Annotated in this window: 22 protein-coding genes and 1 pseudogene; 3 read left to right on the top strand and 20 right to left on the bottom strand. The window is 61.3% G+C overall.

Annotation, left to right across the window (positions count from 1 at the left end; translation table 11 throughout):
• Positions 1–9: 9 nt before the first annotated feature.
• The 17 genes from Y900_RS26420 to Y900_RS26340 form a co-directional block, all read right to left on the bottom strand.
• The gene (locus Y900_RS26420; protein ID WP_036348123.1) at positions 10–522 is read right to left on the bottom strand and encodes an aromatic-ring-hydroxylating dioxygenase subunit beta; all 513 of its coding nucleotides are present in this window, start codon (positions 520–522) and stop codon (positions 10–12) included.
• A gap of 2 nt (positions 523–524) precedes the next feature.
• Positions 525–1,841, bottom strand: coding sequence for an aromatic ring-hydroxylating oxygenase subunit alpha (locus Y900_RS26415; protein WP_011562975.1), 1,317 nt, complete (start codon positions 1,839–1,841; stop codon positions 525–527).
• A complete protein-coding gene (locus tag Y900_RS26410) occupies positions 1,841–2,740 on the bottom strand; it encodes an alpha/beta fold hydrolase (protein WP_036348119.1) in 900 nt (299 codons plus the stop codon). Before Y900_RS26410 ends, Y900_RS26415 begins: the two co-directional genes overlap by 1 nt.
• Positions 2,741–3,191: 451 nt before the next feature.
• Positions 3,192–3,710 carry a MarR family winged helix-turn-helix transcriptional regulator gene (locus Y900_RS26405; RefSeq protein ID WP_036348802.1) on the bottom strand — a complete coding sequence of 173 codons (519 nt, stop codon included), beginning with the start codon at positions 3,708–3,710 and terminating at the stop codon, positions 3,192–3,194.
• A gap of 166 nt (positions 3,711–3,876) precedes the next feature.
• Positions 3,877–4,755: an NAD(P)-dependent oxidoreductase gene (locus tag Y900_RS26400; RefSeq protein ID WP_036348799.1), complete on the bottom strand. Its 879-nt coding sequence runs from the start codon at positions 4,753–4,755 to the stop codon at positions 3,877–3,879.
• 94 nt (positions 4,756–4,849) lie between these two features.
• Positions 4,850–5,293 carry a cupin domain-containing protein gene (locus Y900_RS26395; protein WP_036348116.1) on the bottom strand — a complete coding sequence of 148 codons (444 nt, stop codon included), beginning with the start codon at positions 5,291–5,293 and terminating at the stop codon, positions 4,850–4,852.
• Between the two features lie 100 nt (positions 5,294–5,393).
• Positions 5,394–5,951 (bottom strand): 3-phenylpropionate/cinnamic acid dioxygenase subunit beta, encoded by a 558-nt coding sequence (locus Y900_RS26390; RefSeq protein WP_036348113.1) that lies wholly within the window; start codon positions 5,949–5,951, stop codon positions 5,394–5,396.
• The gene (locus tag Y900_RS26385) at positions 5,948–7,363 is read right to left on the bottom strand and encodes an aromatic ring-hydroxylating oxygenase subunit alpha (RefSeq protein ID WP_036348109.1); all 1,416 of its coding nucleotides are present in this window, start codon (positions 7,361–7,363) and stop codon (positions 5,948–5,950) included. The genes Y900_RS26390 and Y900_RS26385 overlap by 4 nt, the downstream gene beginning before the upstream one ends.
• A 247-nt stretch (positions 7,364–7,610) precedes the next feature.
• On the bottom strand, positions 7,611–7,808 hold the full coding sequence (locus Y900_RS26380; protein WP_036348106.1) for a ferredoxin: 198 nt from the start codon (positions 7,806–7,808) through the stop codon (positions 7,611–7,613).
• Positions 7,809–7,838: 30 nt separating this feature from the next.
• The gene (locus Y900_RS26375; protein ID WP_036348103.1) at positions 7,839–8,885 is read right to left on the bottom strand and encodes an FAS1-like dehydratase domain-containing protein; all 1,047 of its coding nucleotides are present in this window, start codon (positions 8,883–8,885) and stop codon (positions 7,839–7,841) included.
• On the bottom strand, positions 8,872–9,330 hold the full coding sequence (locus tag Y900_RS33515; protein WP_036348101.1) for a Zn-ribbon domain-containing OB-fold protein: 459 nt from the start codon (positions 9,328–9,330) through the stop codon (positions 8,872–8,874). The genes Y900_RS26375 and Y900_RS33515 overlap by 14 nt, the downstream gene beginning before the upstream one ends.
• A gap of 36 nt (positions 9,331–9,366) precedes the next feature.
• On the bottom strand, positions 9,367–10,533 hold the full coding sequence (locus Y900_RS26365; RefSeq protein ID WP_036348098.1) for a thiolase C-terminal domain-containing protein: 1,167 nt from the start codon (positions 10,531–10,533) through the stop codon (positions 9,367–9,369).
• The gene (locus Y900_RS26360; protein ID WP_036348094.1) at positions 10,530–11,783 is read right to left on the bottom strand and encodes a CaiB/BaiF CoA transferase family protein; all 1,254 of its coding nucleotides are present in this window, start codon (positions 11,781–11,783) and stop codon (positions 10,530–10,532) included. The genes Y900_RS26365 and Y900_RS26360 overlap by 4 nt, the downstream gene beginning before the upstream one ends.
• A 52-nt stretch (positions 11,784–11,835) precedes the next feature.
• On the bottom strand, positions 11,836–12,789 hold the full coding sequence (locus Y900_RS26355) for a zinc-binding dehydrogenase (RefSeq protein ID WP_272945584.1): 954 nt from the start codon (positions 12,787–12,789) through the stop codon (positions 11,836–11,838).
• A gap of 184 nt (positions 12,790–12,973) precedes the next feature.
• Complete coding sequence (locus Y900_RS26350) at positions 12,974–13,516, bottom strand: aromatic-ring-hydroxylating dioxygenase subunit beta (protein ID WP_036348089.1); 543 nt, start codon at positions 13,514–13,516, stop codon at positions 12,974–12,976.
• The gene (locus Y900_RS26345; RefSeq protein WP_051660546.1) at positions 13,513–14,847 is read right to left on the bottom strand and encodes a Rieske 2Fe-2S domain-containing protein; all 1,335 of its coding nucleotides are present in this window, start codon (positions 14,845–14,847) and stop codon (positions 13,513–13,515) included. The genes Y900_RS26350 and Y900_RS26345 overlap by 4 nt, the downstream gene beginning before the upstream one ends.
• Positions 14,848–15,425: 578 nt before the next feature.
• Entirely contained in the window at positions 15,426–15,605 is a 180-nt protein-coding gene (locus tag Y900_RS26340; RefSeq protein ID WP_036348082.1) for a hypothetical protein, read from the bottom strand.
• Positions 15,606–15,966: 361 nt separating this feature from the next.
• Between Y900_RS26340 and Y900_RS33510 the strand changes: the two genes are divergently transcribed.
• Positions 15,967–16,098 carry a hypothetical protein gene (locus Y900_RS33510; RefSeq protein WP_272945577.1) on the top strand — a complete coding sequence of 44 codons (132 nt, stop codon included), beginning with the start codon at positions 15,967–15,969 and terminating at the stop codon, positions 16,096–16,098.
• 330 nt (positions 16,099–16,428) lie between these two features.
• A complete protein-coding gene (locus Y900_RS33180) occupies positions 16,429–16,575 on the top strand; it encodes a fumarylacetoacetate hydrolase family protein (RefSeq protein WP_237752725.1) in 147 nt (48 codons plus the stop codon).
• 3 nt (positions 16,576–16,578) lie between these two features.
• Here the strand turns inward: Y900_RS33180 and Y900_RS26330 are convergent, their stop codons facing one another.
• Entirely contained in the window at positions 16,579–17,226 is a 648-nt protein-coding gene (locus tag Y900_RS26330; protein WP_081845366.1) for a TetR/AcrR family transcriptional regulator, read from the bottom strand.
• A 536-nt stretch (positions 17,227–17,762) separates the two neighbouring features.
• A pseudogene (locus Y900_RS26325) lies at positions 17,763–18,989 on the bottom strand (IS3 family transposase).
• Positions 18,990–19,279: 290 nt separating this feature from the next.
• Here Y900_RS26325 and Y900_RS32520 point away from each other — a divergent pair.
• Positions 19,280–19,435, top strand: a complete 156-nt coding sequence (locus Y900_RS32520; protein WP_157838281.1) for a hypothetical protein — start codon at positions 19,280–19,282, stop codon at positions 19,433–19,435.
• Between the two features lie 243 nt (positions 19,436–19,678).
• Here Y900_RS32520 and Y900_RS26305 read toward each other — a convergent pair whose 3' ends face one another.
• Positions 19,679–19,870: a hypothetical protein gene (locus Y900_RS26305; protein WP_036348077.1), complete on the bottom strand. Its 192-nt coding sequence runs from the start codon at positions 19,868–19,870 to the stop codon at positions 19,679–19,681.
• Between the last annotated feature and the right edge of the window lie 41 nt (positions 19,871–19,911).

Here is a 19,911-nt window from a genome sequence, read left to right as displayed (position 1 = left end):
GACTGGGCATTAGAAGAAGATCGAAATCGCTCGTGGCAGAACGCTATGAGCCAGGGTGATGACCCGGGCGGCCAGCAGCAGGCCCGAGTGCTTGTCTCGGCGTAGAACGTCTTGTCGTTTGCCGATAAAGAAGCTCTCGTGGCGTTCATGGCGCACGAGAAACACCATGACGCTGGATCGGACGCAGAGCTCTTGATCGGACACATCGGTGACCAGGATGTCGCTGACAATGCGCTGAGTGATCGTGCGTGGAGTTTCCCCGGGAGCGAGCCCAGTAGCCAGCCGGGCAATTCTCAGCTTCAGCGATTCGTAGTCGTCGTTGAACAACAGAAACGGCGGTAGGCCGTCATCATCGTCGACCGGATGCGTGCTGGACTCTGGGAATGGCATCGTGTATCTGACATCCGGCGCCAATAAGCCCAGCCACTCGTCCAGCCGCCCATCATCGAGAAGCATGGTCTCCCGCGCATAGAATTCGTTTATTCGCAGCCGCAGTTCCACGTCCAACTGGCTGGTCTCCATGGCTAGGCCGGCTCCGTCATAGTTCGGTGCCAGTGCCGATAGAACTCGCGCTGGTAGGCTTCGCTGATCTGCGGCCTGACATTGCCGGGTAACTCCGCAACCAGCGACTCCATTGGTTCGACGTCCTCGCCGAGTGAGTAGTTGAACGGCACATCCCGGGCGACTCCGGTGTCAAGGGCGTCAGACAATCGTTCGAAGTTTTCGTGATCATCGGGCGTCACGAGACCGGCCGCCGATTGCCGCTGACTCAAGACGAAGACCATACGTTCCTTGACAGCACGGGGCGCGGAGCTTTCCACCAAACACCACTCCCAAACCTCGGTCAACCGCGGTCCCCGAGGCTGCCACATGATGAATCCCCGACCGTAAAAAGCCGTGCCCATGCCAATCATGCTGAAGTTTGGGAAGATATTGGCTACGTGAAAGCTGTAGGGCTGCACGGGGGATGTCGCCAACCGCTCGTCTTGCAGGCGCTGCCGCTCGGTTAGCCAGTCGACTGCTTCGGTACCCAGCGTTTCGGCTTGGGCGAGATCGTCCTGATAGAAATTCTTACCGACTGCCAGTTGCAGCAACCCATGGGGCGCGCAGCCGTCGAGAACCACGCTGTAGTGCTGCCCCTCGTCTATCGAAAAGTTGATGCGGGCAGTCTGCCCAGCTTTCGACAGTGCGGAAACCGATCCGTGAGTGGCAGCGAAGTGATACTGGTCGCCGCCGAAGTTCTCGGCCAACAACTTCCAGTTGACGGGCATGAGGTAGCGGTGCAGGCCGGGAACGACCTGCAGGCCGTTGGGGTCACAGTCGAGTAGAAAGTTGTCGAGGTACCACAGCAGGCCCTCCCCCAGATATTCTTCCAGCGGCGGCGCCGACTGATCCCAGCAAGCAAAGATAAGTCCTTTGTAGGTAGCTACCCGGGGGGAGACGAGGCCCATGCTGGCCTTATCAAACTGCGGCCCGTAGGCGCTCTCGGCTAGCGGAACACTGCGCAGCCGTCCGGCAGTGTCGTAACTCCAGCCGTGATAGCTGCAGTGAAAGATGTTCGCGTTGCCCATGTCGAACTGACAGACTTTATTGCCCCGGTGCCGACATTTGTTCAGCAGCACACGAACACGAGATTCCTTGTCCCGGCATACGATCACGGCGTCGTCGGCCATATAGGTTGTGCGGAAGTCACCGGGCTTGGGGATCATGGACTCGTGGCCGACGAATAGCCACGACCGCTTGAAGATGGAGTCGAGTTCCCGCTGGTACACCGCCTCGTCGTAGAAGGCCGAGGAGTCTATCGGCAGCGCCGGGCCGGTTTTGGAACCGATTGTCTCCATCAACGTTGCCCTCGGGACTCGCGATCACCTTGAAGATAGTTGGTGAGGATTTGGTTGAACTCTTCCGGCCGTTCCCACTGCGGCCAGTGGCCACAATCCTCCATCAATGCGAATTCAGCGCCGGGAATTAGCTCGGCTGCCCGCCGTCCGAATTCCACCGTCGCCGAGGGATTGTGACTCGTCCACAGCACGAGCGTGGGCCTGGTCAAGCTGGTCAATCGCTCAGCCGTGAGATTGTCCTCAGCAGTCGCCGCTGAGGGCGGCGCCGTCGCGTTCGTCAGTGCCGACCGCGATTCTTCGCTCTGGTAAAGCGCCCACCGCAGCGCCACCAGTTCATCGGTCAGGTCGCGGTCAGGGTGGTGGAAAAGCCACGCCATCCTCTCCCGCACATTCGCCGGACTCGGGTCAGCCAGGAATTGCCGGGTGACCCGGGCAAGCTCTGCGCGCCCGGCAGCGGTGCGAGCCTCGGCATCGGCGCCGACCTCTAGCGTCAACCGCGCGCCGCACACGTAGATCAACCGGTCGACACGGTCGGGATGTTCCAACGCAGTCCACGCCGCGATCCAACCTCCTAACGACTCGCCGACCAGGTGGGCTCGGTCGATGCCTTCCTGGTCCATGTATCCGAGTAGGTGACTGACATAGTCCTTACGGTTCGGGGCGACCTCACAACCACTGGTGAGACCGTGACCCAACAGGTCCAGCGCATGCACTCGGAAATGACGCGACAGCGCCGTCACATTGCGGGCGAAGGCTTCGGCGTGACCGCCTCCCCCGTGCAGGAGAATGAGGTCCGGACCTTCCCCTGCCTGAATCGTCCTGGTACGTATACCGGCTACATCCACGAAGCGTGTTTCCGCTCCAAGCAAGCTCACACAAATTGAAGCGTCTTTATGCAACCTTCGACATCCCCTCGGCCAGTGCAGTACCCAGTTTTTATCATACTTCACGAATATCTGCAAGGTAGAAATTTAGGCTCCTGTGTAAATGGACTCTCGAAGGGGAGACGATGCCCACGTCAAGCGGGCGCAGCGGTGCGGCTGGCGACGCAAACTGTCGACCATCACATCGACACAGTTCTTCGCTGCGGTCGTGCAGCGTCGTATCAATAATTCTTTCTGTGCCGCAATGTCATTCGCACCTCGCGACAAACCCTGAACGCCACGCGGACTGCCACGTTTCACCAAGGTCGGACGCAACCTAGCCGACGAGCGAACGTTCTTCTCGGGAGTACTCACTACCTGAGTGCACCCGATAGACCCCTCAGTTGGAGCCGTGGATGCCAAGCGAGGACCGGTGAGTGGACGTCAGCACCGTAGCGGCGTCGACCGTCCTATACCCGGGGACCGATCAGGAGGTGCGCTGGCCACTCGGGTAGTTCTCCAAACAATCTATTAGTTCGTTCAGTCGTGCAAGCAGCTGCTGCCTGTGTCGCGGGTTGATACCGGCAAAGAGTCTCTGCAGAAAGTCGTAATGACCGGGCAGAAACTCGGTCATGAACTGATCGCCCTTCTTCGATATCGCGACCACAACCGAGCGCCGATCGCGGGGATTCACCTTGCGTGTGACAAAACCTGCCTTGGTCAGCGTGTCCACCACGCTCGTCAGGCTGGCTTGGCGTACAGAAATAGAATCGGCCAGTGCGCCCATCGTCATCGGCCCGTCGGCGCGCTTCAGGACGGTCAGAACGTTGAACTGGCTCATCGAGAGGTCTACCGGCGTCAACTCATCGACGGCGACCCGACCGAAGGCGGTCACAGCACGGTAGAGCGCAAGCGGGAGCGCCAACGAAGAGGGGTCGTGATCGGGTCCGGCTTCGCGGGTCTTGGCCGCGACCTGTTCGGCCATCGTCAACTTCTCGGTACTCATGAAGTCCCTTGCAACGTTGATCAGCGGTTCGGCAGACATCTCCACCCGGGTGCCGATCATACCGGCAAATGGCTGGTGGTCTTTCTTTCTGCTCACCGATATTCGACCCGTTAACAATTCAGTTAGCTATACAGCGTGACGGGGGTCGCACTCAAGACGTAGGGGTTCACTTCGGAGGCATCGACCGGATTCGCTGAAGAAGTTCTGTGCTTTCGGGGTAGGCACGGTCGCGAAACTCCGAGGCCGCAACACTTTGGAAGAAGTCCACGACGGGCTCAAGCGTCCTGCTGCGGATACCGGCGTTCGTCGCCATACTTTCCGCCAGCGCGGAGTCTTTCGTAATGGTGCTAGCGGGGGCGCGGTTCCTAACTGACTCGGTGTCGTGGCGGAAGTACGCCGCCGCCGTAGTGAGACCCGAGTCCCCCCCGCTGCACTCCGCGATCGCGTCGGCTACCTCGCCGGCATTCAATCCCATCGCCTCAGCGATTAAGAGGGCTTCCGCCGAAGCGAGATACCAGCTGTACTTGACGTGCTGGTTGAGAAGCTTGGTGGCATATCCCGCACCTCGATGGCCGCAGTACACCAAGGTGCGCGAGACGGCGGCGAGGACATCGGCATCAGGGCCGAGCACCCCGCTTGGCCCTCCGACCAGAACGGTCATGTTCGGCGCCTTTCGGCTGACGGGGCAATCGACAAAACGCCTCCCAGCCGCGTCGTAGGCCTGACCGATGATCGCTGCAACCTCGGGATTACAGGTCGACATATCCAGCAGGGCGGCCCCGTCGGCAAGGCCGGCCAGGACACCTCGCTCCGACCCGAGCGCCACCTCCAGTACCTGACTCGGCCCCGGGAGGAACGTCAAAACGACATCACATGCGCCGGCCAACTCACGCGCGTCCGCAGCAGCCTCGGCGCCTAGCTCGACAACTGGGCGTAACACGTCGGGCCGAATGTCGAAACAAACCACCGAATGGTCCGTCGCGAGAAGCGACTCTGCCAGCGCGGAACCCATGGCGCCCAAGCCGATCACGCCGACCCGCCTCATGACAGCAGCCGGCCCAACGCCACCTTCTGCGCCGGCTGTCAACACTTTTGGCATACCACGGCGCCGTGTGCGTGCTGAGAAATCAAAATGACGGCTATTGCAATGCCGGATCGGCGAATTCGACCCTGTTTCGCTTCGCGGCCTCGATGAGGGCTCTCACGTCGCCGGGGCCGTTGGACGCGGCATCCACATCGGAGAAGAAATCCAGCGCGCCGCCCGGACAAGACGAAGTCGTGATCCACCGGGCGCCGTCAGAGAGAACGCGATAGGCGTGCACGACGCCAGCCGGCACTCGAATCGCCTCACCCACCTGCAGGGTCGCTTCTTCGCCGCCGCGGCTCACCCACAGCACGCCCTCCAGCACGACATAGCTTTCATCCCAGGGATGCTGGTGCGGAGGCGGTCCAGATGATTCAGGTGCGCGCACCTCGAACATCTGGTAGCCGTCGCCGATCAGAAGCGGGCGCATTTCCTCTGTCATCACTTTCAGGGCGGTCACATCGTCGGCACATCGCTGTGGTTCGAGGAACGTAGACATTCCAGAGGCCCCCTTCTTGGTCGTCCGGCGCGAAAGGATATTTAGGGAACGCTATATTCTTAACCCCTGATGGTCAAGGGTCAAAGATTGGGAGGCATTTTCACAGGATGATCGAGAGGTTCTTGGCAAGCAGCACCGCCTGGTCCAGGAGTAGCCGGCGACGACACAGTTGCCAATCGCCAGCCACACTGCGCCGCAACCGGTCCCTGCGGCGGCCGACCAGAAAATCCGTTTCATCGGTGACCCGATTCCGGTACACCAGGAAGCGGCAGCTCACCTCGACTTCCGCGTCTTCTACCGCCTCGATACGCACGTTGGTGACTAGGTGTGACACTCGCGAGACGGGTTCTTCCGCCCAGTGCAGTCCCGTCATCAACTGCTCCACCCGCGAAGTGACCGTCTCCTTCCCCTCGTCGAACCAGCAGATGTCGCTACCTTGCTGAGTCTGTTCCAGCTGCGCGAGGTCGTCGTACGCCACGTTCGTCCGCAGTGGAACGGAATACTCGTAGTCCTCGGTGAGCAGACCGAGCCATTCGGAGTAACGTCGTTCGTCGAGCAGGTCGGCTTCCCGATAAAGAAAGTCGGCAATATCGGCCTGAAGCAGCAACTTTTCTACCGCGTCCTGCCTCGTGGAAATTTCACCGCCCGTTGCACTCACGACCGTGCGGCTCTCTCGTCGGATTTGGCAAGTTCGATGAGTTGAGGCCACGAGAGGTTGTCCACGAACTCGGCCCATCGCCGGTAAAAGGCGCGAGCATTCACCTCGCCAGCGATGGGCTGGTGAGAATGCACCGCCTGGTCGAGCGCACTGGGAGTTTCCATATCGAGACCCTGCTGATAGTTGTACGGATACCGCCGGGCTATCACGCCCTGGCTAGCCTGCGTCGCGTAATTCCAGTTCTCCATATCGTCTTGCTCCGTCATCCCTCCAGGACCCGAGTAGCGCATGTAATAGCGGCGCAGCCAGTCACGTACATCATCGGGTGCGTTCTTGTCGATGAGGTACCACCGCCACACTTCGGTTTCGGTGGGGCTGATCGGGTGTGACACCAGGATCGTCCGCGGAAAACCGGCGGAGAACGACATATTGGGGAACATCGTCGCTGGGCCACGTCCGCCGAGCAGTCTGCCCTGCGCCTCTAACCGCTCTTTACGGAGTGCCCAGGCCTGGGAGAAGTACTCACTCAAGGCCGGTTCTTCGGCGAACTCAGGATAGGGAATCTCATACGCCAGATTGTCCGACGCGCCATGGCCCGTCCGAAACGACGTCTTCACACGGCCCTTCGAAAAACCACCCTGATCCTGTCGTTCACCGTGACGCCGGGAGTTTCTGCCGCCCGGGCCGATACCCACCTGTTCAACTGAGGCGTGAGTCGTCGCCCCGTGATAGGTATCGCCCAGAAAGTTTTCTGAAACGAACTTCCAATTTGATTTGATGCGCCACTTCTGCACCCCACGGAACACCTCGGTACCACCTTCCGTGCCATCGAAAGCATCAGCCAGGTTGTCCAGCCAATAGTGAAAGTCACCGACATACTCGTCGAAATCCGGGGCGGCGGGATCCCAGCACGCGAAGATCAAGCCCTTGAAGTTGTGCACCTTGGCAGCCCTGACAAGTCCCCAGGCCGCTTTGTCAAGGCCGTTGCCGTAGGCCATGCCCTGCTGCGGCACACCGTGCAAATCCCCTGGAGTGGACACCAGCGAACCGTCCATCGAGTACGACCAGCCATGATAGGGACAGGTGAACTGCAGCGCGCGACCCTCGTCGTAGCGACACACCGCCATACCCCGATGTCGGCACGAATTGAGCAAGACATTCACACCACCCTGAGCGTCACGGGTCAACAACACCGGATCCGAGCCCATCCTCGACGAGAAGAACTGACCCGGCGCAGACACCTGCGTGGCATGACCCACAAACAACCAGCTCCGCGGAAACAAATACTCCAACTCACGGTTGAAAATCGAAGCATCGGTGAAGATTTCGCGACTGATCTCCCCGCGATCGACATCGACGAGACTACGAGCGGTCGTGTCCGAACCGCCTGAAGTACTCATTTTTAACGTCATCGGTACCTTTCCCTTGCTGTAATGCCCGAATCACCCCGAGACAGCCGTAACTCAAATCACCACAAACCGTCACCGCGTCTGCCGGGCACCGATCTCACGCGTCGAAGTGGAAGTGGAGCCAGATCCTGATTGAGGATGCAATACACGAGAACTCATGTCGGTTGAGACTCAAGGACATTCGACGATCCGACTCGTCTCCACCATGCATCCGACCCCCTGATACTTGCGCCGTTCACGGCCGTCTCACTCAGGCCGTTTCGAGGCGTAGAGCCGAGACGGGGCAACTGCGAATCGCAGTGACAATCCGCGCCTCATCGCTCTCGGCTACCGTGTCATCAAGAATGACAACAGTTCCCGTATCACCGATGTCAAAGACGTCGGCCGCTGCAACGACACAGTTCGCGTAGCCCTGGCAGACCTCCACGTCCGCCTTGATAACACTCATCGGAACCCTCCTTCTCCTACAGAACTCTGATCAGCATTGCTTTTTGCCGTTGAGATGAATGGCGGCAACCCCTTGCGCCGCTTGCCGATCCCCGGCGAAGACACCGAATTCGAGATCTACGACGTCTGCGCCAGCCTGCGCATGCTTGCCAGTCACCGTCCATCGCGCCTGCACCACGTCGCCCGGGTGAACCGAGGCACTCATCTTAAACGGACCCAGCTGCACCAACCTGCCGCGAAGGCCCATCCATCGACGAAGCCCGGTCTCGAAAAGGGCTTCCAGGCCACGAGTATTGAAGATGATGTCGGCAAGCCCCGCGGCATGCGCGGCCGCGGCGCTGTGGTGTATCCCGGAAAACATGCGATCCGCGGCAATGTTCATCACCATGCGCTGGTAAGTCAGGGCCAAGGCCGGCCCGCGCACTTGCGCACCGACCGTAACGTCGTCGAACTCGAGTGGCGTGTTCCAATCGACACCGGTATCGGCATCGTCGACGGGGCGTGGGCTCCGACCTCGGTCGCCCTGCTGGGCGCGGGCCGAAGTGCCGGGCTCAGGCCTGGAGGCGTCGTCTGGGTCGTAGTTGAAGACGGTATTTCGGTTGCGCGCGACCAGTTCTCCCGAAACCTTCACGTACTCCGACTCGTATTGCAGGAAGACTCCGGTACCCACCCGGGTGCGCTTCTGCTCTACCGAGATGATCGTCGTAGTCCCCTGCAACCTGTCCCCCAAGTACAGCGGTGCGTGGTACTGCCACTCGCTGCTGACGTTGACCGATCGGCTGAACGGCAGAGCCAGCGTGTCGGTGATGTTGCCCGTCATCTCCTGCCCGTCGACCAGATAGGGACTGGGCTGTCCGGGTGCCCAATACGGCGGCAGCCCCCACAGCGGGGTCATCGTCACCGGGGCCACAACGCCGAGGTACCCGTGCGCCTTCGCTGCCGCCTCGTCGTCATGCAGCGGACAGGAAAAGGTGAAAACCTCCAGTTTGCGGCGGATGTCGTTCTGCGTCACCGAGTCGGCTCCTCGAAAGTGGATCTTCTCACCGACACGATCGCGCAACTCGTCAGCGGCGGCCATCGCCCCGCACTTCCGCAGCGGGCAGCCGAAATGCCGGCAGCACAACATCATCGGCGACGTGCACATAGACAACCTCGACGGCCGCATCCGCCAACATCGCTGTCCCGTCGGCAACTACGCCCACCATCCGTGCCACCATCCGCACACCCTCATCCATTTCGACGACGGCGCACACGAACGGGACGGCCTCGTCGAACCCGGGATGCAGCGCGCGGTGAATAACCGTGTGGCTGAATACCACTCCCCTGCCCGACGACCTCTGCCAAGACCAAGCGTCACTGCCGCAGCGCGCGCACGCCAGGCGAGGAACGTGACGCCAGCGATCGCACCCTGAACAACGCTGAAACGACAGCTCTTCACGTCGGCAATGCTCATAGAACTGGGCCGTGAGACCCTCCAGGGATGGCAACGGCGGTGCTGCGACATCCGGTCCCGTTCGTGTCACATCGGTCCCCTTGTGAACCGGCCAGTCACAACGCTGTCACCGACGCAATATCGCGAGAGCACCTGAACCCCATCCGCCGCCCATACCGGTCACTACCGCCAACTCCGCATTGTGGACCTGCCGCTGCGGTAAACCACCGCGCAGCTGCCGCACCGCCTCGACCAGATTGTTCATGCCTTGCACGTGGGCTTCGGATAACAAACCGCCGTTGAGATTCGTGGGCAACGAACCGTCCGCGGCGATACATCCGTCGAGAACGAAATCCGCTGCTTCGCCTGGCTTACAGAACCCGGCCGATTCGATCTGCCGCAACACGTTGACAGTGAAACTGTCGTAAACCTCGAGCAGATCGATGTCAGACGGGGTGACACCAGCGTCGGCAAATGCGCGCGGCGCCGCCTCGGCAAGCCCAATCTCCAATGGGTCGGCCCTGTTGGCGAACTCATCGACGGGAAATGGGCGACCTTCGGCCACACTCATCACAAACACCGGCCGGTGCGGGCTGTCAGCCGCACGATCGGCCGCTGATACCACCACCGCCGCTGCGCCGTCGGTCTCCAGACTGCAATCGAACAAACGAAACGGCGTACTGATCGGTGGAGCGTCGAGATACTCCTGCATCGTCAGCTCACGGCCGCACATCACCGCATTCGAGTTGAGCTGCGCGTTAGCACGAAACGCGACTGCCACCGCCCCCATCGCTTCAGGCGGCACGTCATACTTGCGGACGTAGCGGTCGGCCACGAGCGCATACTGGTGCACGGCCGACACCGCGCCCTGTGGCGCGTAATAATCCCGGACAACCTTGCCTATCGCCATGTCCGCGCTCGATGCCATCCCGCGGGCACGCGGACCTGAGTACCCACACCAGCCCGCGGGAATGAGGACATGCCGCGCGACGCCCGACCAAACCGCCATCGCCGCAGTTGCCAGACCCGCCACACTTGCCGCGCCTCCGGTATGGGAAGTCACCGCGTAACGAACATTCGTCAGGCCAAGATTCGCGATAAAATCTTCGGCCGTGCCACCGTTGATCGGGCAGATGAGCCCATCGATCTCGCCAGCCGACAACCCGGCATCCACGATCGCGGCATGGGCCGCTTCGAGTTGCAGGCCAAGGTCCGTTGCCGACTCAGTGCCATCACGACGGTAGGCCGTATGACCAACGCCGACGATGCAAGCCTTGTCGCGCAGCGAACTCAATGCCCGGGAACCTCTCCGTCAACGTCGACCGCCCCGACGACACCACTCGACACCAGCGCCTCGTACTCCGAGTCGGCCAAGCCGAGCCACTCAGTCAGCACCCCTTTGCCGTGGATCCCGAGACCGGGCCCAGTGCTGCGCACGGATCCGGGAAAGTTCGTCAACCTCGGCACCACCCCGGTGACGCGGACCGGACCCAATTCCTGGTCAGCGACCTCGACCAGGCTCTCGCGAGCCGCGAACGTGGGACTGGAGAACATCTCTGCCGGCGTGAAGATCCGCGCAGCCACGACACCGGAGCTCGCGCAGGCCTTTTCGACGATATCGGAGTTGTTTTCGGCGAACCACTGGCGAACCATCTCGCCGAGCTCCTCGCGGTGCAACATCTGCAGTTCCTGAGTCGCGTACTTCGGATCGTTACGCAGAGTCGTGCCGCCCAGCAGTTCGAGCAGGCTCTGCACTGACCGAACGGTGCCGGTCGCCACGGTGTACCACACCCCATCGCCACTGAGATAAGTATCTGACACCGGTGACGGGCTGACCTGAAACTGATTGCCCTGACGCTCGGCAACAAAGTTCAACTGGTCATAAAGGATGACCTGCCAGTCGATACCACGAAACAGTGACTCGTAGAGAGCCAGGTCGATACATTCCCCATCGAAGCGATCCCCGATCGCTTCACGTTTGAACAGTGCTCCGGCAACAGCGAACGCACCCATGATTCCTGTCGTGACATCGCCCAGGGAGAAACCGAAATGCGTCGGTGGCCGGTCAGGATGCCCGGTGATGTGTACCGCTCCGCTCATGGCCTCGCCGACCCGTCCGTATCCCGGCTTTGCGCTCTCCGGGCCGATCTGGCCGTACCCAGAAATCCGCAACATGATCAGCCGCGGGTTCGATGCGTGCAGTTCCTCCCATCCCAGTCCCCAGCGCTCAAGCGTTCCCGGGCGGAAGTTTTCGATCACCACGTCTGCGCGTTCGACCATTTTGCGCACGAGCGCTTGCCCCTCGGGGAGACGCAGATCGATAGCGACGCTTGACTTGTTCCGGGCCGCGGACTTCCACCAGAGGGGCACTCCGTCTTTCCTCGGACCGGACCTACGCAACATGTCGCCTGAGCCGGGGTCTTCGATCTTGATGACCTGTGCTCCGAAGTCGCCGATCAGCGAGGCAGCGAAAGGCGCCGCGATCACGTGCCCCAGCTCGAGGACTGTCAGACCGTCGAACAGACTCTCCATATTCGCGGACACTTAACTCCTTTGGTGGGGCGGCGTGACAATCGACGGCGCGATACCGGTCGTGCTATGCCGATGGGTCGATCAGAATCTTTACGTGTGCATCGCGGTTGACGCGCAGTTCCTCGAGACCCTGACTGACCACGGCATCCAACGGGATTTCGTCGGTGATCAGTTCACCGAGGCTGATCGCCCCCGTAGCTAGTAAGTCAAGAATCGCCGGAACCTGGCGTTGGGCTTCGTAACAGAATGAAAAGCCGATATTGGCTTCGCGCATGACGCTTCGATTGATGTCGATACCGGCCGGGGCCTCCCAAATCGCCACGACCATCAATCGACCGCGGGGGCGCAGAACGCCCAACGCCGCATCAAGCGCGGGTTGTACGCCCGCAGCGTCGAAGGAGATGTCGACGCCGTTTCCGTTCGTCAACGTCCGAACCACCTCAACTGCATCCTCCGCCAGAGGATCGATTACGCGCGTAGCCCCGACCCGGTGGGCGGCAACGCGGCGCGTCGCCGAAACCTCACTGACGATGACCTGAGTCGCACCTTGGGCAAGGCAGAACTGCACCAGGGCGAGGCCGATCGGGCCAGCGCCGGCGATGAAGACGGTCCCACCCGCTGCCAACCCGCTACGGCGGACAGCGTGGTACGCCGACGCGATCGGTTCAACGACGGCAGCCTCGGCGAGACTGATCTCATCCGGGATGCGAAATAACGCCTTCGTCGGCAACGACGCGTAGTGGGCAAGTGCTCCGTTGACAGCGAAGCCGATGAAACCGACTGTTCCGCAGAGTGCTTCAGCGCCCTGTTTGCAGAAGCCGCATTCACCGCAGCCGAAAACGCCGACGCCGCAGACTCGGTCACCTTCGGTGAACTCGCGCACGCCGGACCCGACGCCGACCACCGTCCCGGAATATTCGTGTCCAATGACGACCCCTGGCGCAGCATGCATCGGACCGGCGATGTACTCATGCAGGTCTGTGCCGCAGATCCCCGCTCGGGCCACCTCGATGACCACTTCGCCCGCACGTGGACTCGGGTCGGGAAGCTCTTCAATCCGCACGTCTTCGCGACCGTGATAAATAGCTGCGCGCACCTACCGGCCTACCTTAAGGACAGACCCAAATTCGCTCGGCCACAACGTTCGTGGGCCGGAGTTTCGGCGGAGGCGCCGCCGTAATGATGTCAAGCTCACCGGCACCTTAGATCCAGAATGACAGGTTGTGCGTGGGCAACGTGGTGTGATCCAGCAGGATCTCGCGCTGGACCAGTTTCAAACCCGTCTCGTCGCGACGAATAATGTCTCGGCGCTCGGCAGCGACTGTCTCCACCTTAGGCTCGTCTGCGCGCGTGCGCACCAGCAACGCATTCGACGTCACACGGTACTCATCGCCGTCCTCACCAGACCTGACCCTGACATTGGTGATGTAGTGCCGGATCCGCGACGGAGGATCCTCAGCCCAATCCGACGACGTTCGGTGCCGCTGAATACGCATCTTCAGACTCGTGTAGTTATCACTCAGGTGCATAGAGCGCTCAGAGAACCCCGGGCCACCTGCTCTGCGAAGCGTCTGACGGACGCGCGCGAAATAGTGCACATCCGGTGCCAGCAATTCCAGCCACTCTTCGAACTCATCGCGATCCAACAGATCGGCCTCGTCGAAAAGGAAGTCTTCGATTTCCTCGCGCACGTCGCGCGAAACCCTCGCAGCCTGAGGTGGATCCTGCGGCACCGTTGTCGTCATACGTTCTCATCCCTTCTCGGTGTGGCCAGATAGTCGAAGTACTGCTTCCAGTACTCGCGCTGATTCTGTTCGGCGTAGCCACTGGCCAACGGTCGTCCCGGGCCCAGCCACGTTGGATCAGGAGCCAGATTGTCCAGTCCCATCTCCAGGTTCAGCTCCACACCACCAGCCAACTCGCCGCGTGTTCCCTTGGTAATAGCCTGGAATATCTCGGCGTCATCCTGCTCGAAGACACCCCCGACCCCGAACGTCCGAACATAAGTCTCAAACGACTGCTGCTTGAACTCTTCGGGCGCGTTGCGCTCCACGAAGAACCACGACCACACCTCCATACGAGCTGCGTCCAAGGGACGCCATTGCCGCAAGGTCAGAATGGGCAACGGCATAGACTGCCCGTCCTTGGCGATGAAGGCGTTCAAGAAGGACAAGTTCGGGAACACATTGCCATGAATGAACATCGTCCGTTTCAGCATCTCGCCATGGACGTCATCGCCGTAACCCTCGCTGAGACCGGAGACGATTTCCTCGGGATAGCCCATGTACGGCGGTGCGGGTATGCCGGGTGGTGCGCCTAGAACGCCCGCCCCGTGCCCGCCCGATAGGCTGACGTGGGCCGGCGAAACGGCCACATTATCGGGCGGTAACAACCCCAGCTCGCACATCGAACGGTGCGTCATGACCGTGTGATAGCCGTCCCCAACAAAGTTATCGGCGCCGGTCTTCCAGTTCGCGTCAATCACCCAACGCTGCGGGGCACCCCACGCCTCAAGGCCGGCCGGGCTCTTCTTCATCATCAAGTCGAGATACCAGCGCATGTCCCCGAGGTACTCATCCAGTCCCGGCGCCTCATCCGACACACACCCGAAGACAAGGCCCGCGTACGAGTCCAGCATCGGCAGAGCGCGCAACCCTAGCCGACTCTTGTCGAACGCAGCACCGTACACTGCCTGCTGCGCAGGTATCGCGATGAGATCACCGTTGTTTCGATAGGTCCAACCGTGGTACGGACACTGGAACGCCGACTCATTCCCAGACTCGGTTCGGCAAAGCAGCGTGCCGCGGTGCCGACACGAGTTCGACATCGCCCGAATCGTCATATCCTGCTGCCGCGCGACAATAATTGAGTTATCAGCGATGTAGCGCACTACATAGTCACCCGCATTGGGGATCTCGTCTTCGTGGCAGAGAAACTGCCAGGTCCTACCAAATACTCGCTTCAATTCAAGCTCGTAAAGCGCTGCATTAGCGATGAGAGACGCAGGGAGGCGACCCTTTAGGATCGAGCCGCGCGCATTTTCTAACAGTCGCATTGTCTTCTCGTCAGGCGCCATCGTTGCCACCGGGCGCACCTTCCTATCATCCGTGCCCGAAGGACCATGGGCGTCTATGTGATGCGGGTTACACTGTCACTGAGCTTACATAGGATGGAAACTGTTTGCAACCTATTATTTAGGCTGCCGACGTACTGTGGTGTGACAACCAGGTCCACTTGTGGAACCCCCGCGTGAGCTCGGCACGCCTGCCACCGTCTCCATAGCTTGGGTCCAGCGGGAGTGGGTACGTTGACGACCCGGTCGAGCAGTGCGGTTGTGCGGTTGGATGAAATTCATCGCAACCGGTGTGCGCGGACGGTGAAGAGCATGTGGACGTGCTCGCCGGTCTTGCGGTTGAGCGTGGTCGGCTGCGCCAGGCGACAGTGCTCGCCATGCGTCGATCGCCTGTCCGAGAAGAGGATCGACGGGTTTGGTGAAGACGATGCCTGTCCTTGTGCACGGGCGCGTCGGGCAGGCAGACAGCCCCTTCGGCGAGCATGTCGAAGTTGGCGCGGGGGTTGGCGTCCATCGGCGCGGCCGCGCTGCGTGGGTACCGCGAAGCGCGCGGGTCGGGTCGGGTCGAAGCGGCGGCAGATCTACTCCCACTCCTGTCCGTCGCGAAAGAAGGTGCGGGTCGCCATCAGGTTGTGGGCCTGGGTGCGAGGGGACGTCGGTGTTCCTGCGCGGGCGTGCATGTGGTCACGGCGCGTGACATAGTCGCCGACCTTCATGCGGTTCACGGCCGCAACCCAGGGGCGCAGGTCTGGCGGGTCCATGGCCCGGGATCCGTGATCCCGCGATGTTAGGCGGCTAACCATCGCCCGGCCTTGACCATGATGGTGCGACAGTGGCGCGGACCCTTGGGGTGAGCTCGAGGTGTCGTGCCAGTGTGACACCCGGCCGGCCCAAGCCGCGGTCGTGCCGTCGATGCCGGGGACTGGTGCGCACCGCGGGTCGCCGTACCAGAGGGCGGCGACGCCGCTGCAGCGCGGCGAACATCTCGCCGTGGTGGTCGCTTGTTGCCGGGTCTGCGTGCAGCCGGTCGAGCGCATTCGAATTTGCCGGTCCGTCGGTACTGCTCGCGGACGTGCGGCTTCTGCCGCCATCAATTCGACTTCTACGATCATCGGCGTCGGCATGAACTACTGGACCAACCTGGAGAAGCTCGGCGTCACCGAGTGTCCGGCGAGTATGGTGGGCTTCCCTAGACCCCGGGTCGCGATCATCGGGCACGGCGATGAGATGGCCAATCCGGCGATCACCGATTAGCTTGATTTCGAGGTTGAGCTCGTCGGAGTCACGGCTGTTCCGGCGAACAAACCCAACAGATGCTGTGCTCGGTTACACCGCGGGCAACGATGTCAGTGCCAGAGATGCAGCGTCGTCTGTCGGTGGATTGGACTTGTTCACCACCAAGGCGCGGCTCACGGGAGCGACTTAGGGGACCGTGGATCACTACCAGGATGAGTTCGGTGGATCGAGTCAGATCGATGTGGAGATTACCTTGCGCGTCAATGGTGAAGAGCATCAACATGATCGGACCAAAAGGTCGTTAGGAACCTCGACGAGTGTTTCGACTACGTCGCCGCGCGAGCCACTTTGAACGCGGGTGACATCGCGTCCACCGGGGCCGCCGACGGTATCGGTATGCAGGGACGGCCGATTCGCCAGGAAGGCGATGTGGTCGAGGCCGAGATCGAAGGAATCAGCGTGGTGCGCGATGTTGTCGGTGCTAAACAGTCGTAACCATCAGCTTGCGGCCTTGCGTCCGGACCCAATCCGACCATTCTTTGGATCCAGCCCAGCCGAACTCCCAAGTGCGAGCAGTAGGTCGCGCAGTTCACGGTAGTCGTTGACAGGCAGGAAGTAATGCGAAAAAGCCATCCTAACAATGAGGTTCACGATCTCATCCGGTGTTGCCAGTCCGAGCTGGACTGCCGGGCTATCGGCGAGGACGGGCTCCACGGCGTCATGAATAGCGGCAGACCACTGGGGTGTCACCTGCTTGATGTAGTCGATCACGAAATCCGGTTCGAGTTGTCCTAGTTGGACAGCTGCCGGGTTCTCCTGCCAGTAGCGCAGCACGATATCCACGACCAAGGGCAGACGATCGGCGGGATTGGGCTGTTCGGCGATCGCCCCCTGTAGGGTCCCGCGCAACCTCATGACGAAATGATTGCCGAGCGACTCGAGGAGGTCTTCCTTGTTTTTGAAGTATCGGTAGAGCGTGCCACCCGACACCCCCGCCTCCGCCGCGATACCGCTCATTGCGAGCTTTTTCGGCCCCTGGCGAGCAAGGGCGCGCAAAGCTCCATCATATATCTTCGCCTCCGTAGTCGCTCTTGTAGCCAAGGGATGGCCTTCCTCTCTGGAGCTCCGCCGCCCGACTGCGCACATGTGTCTATTAGTATCAATAATAAGTTGAACTAAATAATCGAGCGCATGATATTCTATATCTAATACTAATACCAATCGTCCATTAGATTCAATGCTCTCCACATCACAGGTCGCGGAGCGGAAAATCTTGACGCCGCGATGCAGGCGCCTCAACAACGAACAAAGAGGAACAAAGCAACATGGGGGCTGTATTGGCACCTCAGGGCGCGATATGTTTCCCGCCGCTGGCGCCGGCGTTGGGATGCCCGGCCCTGTTGCAGCGCAGTGCTTTCGGGCGCGATTCGAGCGGTGCACTCGGTCCAGCTCGGAGCCTTCGACGGGCAGCGAAAACGTCCACGCCGGGCCCGTCCCGTGCCGTCGACCGCGGTGAGCGTGGCGATGCGCTGCGCATGCACGTAGGTCATCGAACGATTCAGCTTCTCGGCAAAATCGCGGCCCGAGAGGTGAATGAAGGTCAGCGTCGACTCGGTCGATTGGTGGCCTATCCCGTGCAGCTCCCGGGCCTTGCCCCCATGTAGTGGACACGGGATTTGTGGTTATGCGGCTTCGGGCAGCGTAGCCGGTGTCAGGTTCCTTTCGTAGGTCGCGGGGCTGGAATGACGGCAGTAGGAGTGCCGTCGTGTGGTGTTGTAGCGGGCCAGCCACCGAAAGACCTCACGGCGGCAGATCGCCGCGTCCGGCCAGCAGGCACGGTCTTGCAGAATCTCGCGCTTGAGGGCGGCGTTGAACGATTCGGCCAACGCGTTATCGGCACTTGACCCCACCGCACCCATCGACTGGACGACCCCCAGATCGCGGCAGAGATTCGCGAAATCCCGTGAGGTGTACTGACTTCCATGATCTGCATGGAATATTGCACCAGCCAGTGAACCCCGCAGTGCAGCAGCGGCTTTGAGCGCATCGATGACCAGTTCGGTGCGCATGTGATCGGCGATCGCCCACCCGGCGACCCGCCGTGAACAGCAGTCGATCACGGTGGCCAGGTACAGGTTGGCGCCGGTCGCCAATGGCAAGTAGGTGATGTCGCCGACGTAACGGGTGTTGACCTGCGCGGCGGTGAAATCGCGTTTGAGCAGGTCGGGGACCTTCTGGTTCGCCGGGTCCGCCACGGTCGTCTTGACCCGACGTCGGCGTCGATAACCGGCGATCCCGGCGCCGCGCATCACCCGAGCCACCCGCTTGTGGTTGACCCGCTGCCCCTCGGGCGCACCGTCGTTGAGCTCGGCGGTGATCCGCGGCGCCCCGTAGGTGTTGTCCTCGTCGTGGACGGCGCGGATACGCTCGGCCAGCGCCTCGTCAGCAGCCCGACGGGCCGCTCGTCCGTCAGCACCGGCCAACCACGCGTAGAACGACGAACGCGCAACCTCGACGACTGCGCAGAGCCACTTCACCTCGAAGGCGTGCAGGTGGTCGGCGACAAACTGAAAGCGGCTCACCAGTTCGTCTCCCCGGCGAAATATTTGGCCGCCGACCGCAAGATGTCACGCTCGGTGGACAACCGCGCCTCGGTGGCGCGTAACGCCTTGACCTCACTGCGGAGGCGGGCCAGCTCCTGCTCAGGGCTCTCGGCCCTAGCACAGGCTCGGCCACTACGACACCGCGGCGGTGCCGAATCGGCACCCCGGCGACTTGCACCACGCCGAGAGCGTGGCCTCGCTGACACCGAGCTCGGCAGCGATCTGGGCGATCGTCGCGCCCTCGGTGTCCCGGTAGAGCGCGACCGCGTCACGCTTGAACTCATCGGGGTAATTTTTCCTTGCCATCGGGTTGGATCATCTCGCTTCCCCCAGCACATTCCTGGGATTGAGCGTGTCCAACACACGGGTCAAGTCCCCCCAGCCCATCCGGGCCAGATCGGTCAGACACAGGTGCCAGGTGGTGTAAGTGGAGAACTGCGGAATATCGGCCCCCGGTGAGGGAATCTGACGCCGATAGCCACGGACCTCCAACTGCCGGTTCCCGTACCCCCATCGCACACCTCCGATAATTCGAGGTGTTGCGACGATCAGTTGAATCCGCCCAATACGCATCCATCGCGTTCGCGGAAACTCTTGTGCTGGAAGGGATTGCGGCATCGATCGGCCGTGTCGGTGACGCTTACGACAATGCGTTGGCTGAGACGACGATCGGGTTGTTCAAGACCGAAGCCACCGGTCGGGGCAGTCCGTTCCTCAGTGGCCCGCTGCGCACCCTCGACGAGGTCGAATAAGCCTGGATGGAATAGGTCGACTGGTTCAACAATCGGCGCCTCCACAGCCTCCTCGACTACGTCCCGCCAGAGGAATACGAGACCGCCTATTATGCTCGACTCCGGCGTCCAGCCGGCGATATCTCACCTACGAAGCCGGCATCAAACCGGAGACGGTTCAGCCCGTACCCGGCAGTAGTCGAGAGCCTGGAATTCCTCTCCGCCGACGATATTCGACGTCACATACGGAGTAGTGTGCTCGACCTAGGGCCCATCCGCGGGCTGCGCGCCCGGCAGGATCCACGGCGAAGCCACGCGCCTGAGCGTACCGAGGAACGTGTCGTCGAGTTTCAGATCGACGACGTCCGCGCAGTCGACAATCGCCTTCATGTTGCTAAATTCACCACCGCGAAACCCGCAGAAGAGCGCCGGCGCCGATGCGTACCCGCGGATCACATCGTTAAGCGTCTAATCGATACGCGGAAAGACGAACGTGT

This window comes from Mycolicibacterium aromaticivorans JS19b1 = JCM 16368, assembly GCF_000559085.1.
Classification (GTDB): domain Bacteria; phylum Actinomycetota; class Actinomycetes; order Mycobacteriales; family Mycobacteriaceae; genus Mycobacterium; species Mycobacterium aromaticivorans.
The sequence above is the reverse complement of the archived record's forward strand: the minus strand, read 5'-3'. Positions and strand labels throughout refer to the sequence as shown.

What these genes read in the sequence shown, in the direction of transcription:
- Y900_RS26375 (WP_036348103.1), bottom strand. Translation starts at nt 8,885, where the DNA reads ATGGCCGCCGCTGACGAGTTGCGCGATCGTGTCGGTGAGAAGATCCAC.
- Y900_RS26340 (WP_036348082.1), bottom strand. Translation starts at nt 15,605, where the DNA reads ATGGACCCGCCAGACCTGCGCCCCTGGGTTGCGGCCGTGAACCGCATG.
- Y900_RS26405 (WP_036348802.1), bottom strand. Translation starts at nt 3,710, where the DNA reads ATGAGTACCGAGAAGTTGACGATGGCCGAACAGGTCGCGGCCAAGACC.
- Y900_RS33510 (WP_272945577.1), top strand. Translation starts at nt 15,967, where the DNA reads ATGAACTACTGGACCAACCTGGAGAAGCTCGGCGTCACCGAGTGTCCG.
- Y900_RS26385 (WP_036348109.1), bottom strand. Translation starts at nt 7,363, where the DNA reads ATGACGTTAAAAATGAGTACTTCAGGCGGTTCGGACACGACCGCTCGT.
- Y900_RS26400 (WP_036348799.1), bottom strand. Translation starts at nt 4,755, where the DNA reads ATGAGGCGGGTCGGCGTGATCGGCTTGGGCGCCATGGGTTCCGCGCTG.
- Y900_RS26330 (WP_081845366.1), bottom strand. Translation starts at nt 17,226, where the DNA reads ATGTGCGCAGTCGGGCGGCGGAGCTCCAGAGAGGAAGGCCATCCCTTG.
- Y900_RS26395 (WP_036348116.1), bottom strand. Translation starts at nt 5,293, where the DNA reads ATGTCTACGTTCCTCGAACCACAGCGATGTGCCGACGATGTGACCGCC.
- Y900_RS26420 (WP_036348123.1), bottom strand. Translation starts at nt 522, where the DNA reads ATGGAGACCAGCCAGTTGGACGTGGAACTGCGGCTGCGAATAAACGAA.
- Y900_RS26350 (WP_036348089.1), bottom strand. Translation starts at nt 13,516, where the DNA reads ATGACGACAACGGTGCCGCAGGATCCACCTCAGGCTGCGAGGGTTTCG.
- Y900_RS26380 (WP_036348106.1), bottom strand. Translation starts at nt 7,808, where the DNA reads ATGAGTGTTATCAAGGCGGACGTGGAGGTCTGCCAGGGCTACGCGAAC.
- Y900_RS26345 (WP_051660546.1), bottom strand. Translation starts at nt 14,847, where the DNA reads ATGGCGCCTGACGAGAAGACAATGCGACTGTTAGAAAATGCGCGCGGC.
- Y900_RS26415 (WP_011562975.1), bottom strand. Translation starts at nt 1,841, where the DNA reads ATGGAGACAATCGGTTCCAAAACCGGCCCGGCGCTGCCGATAGACTCC.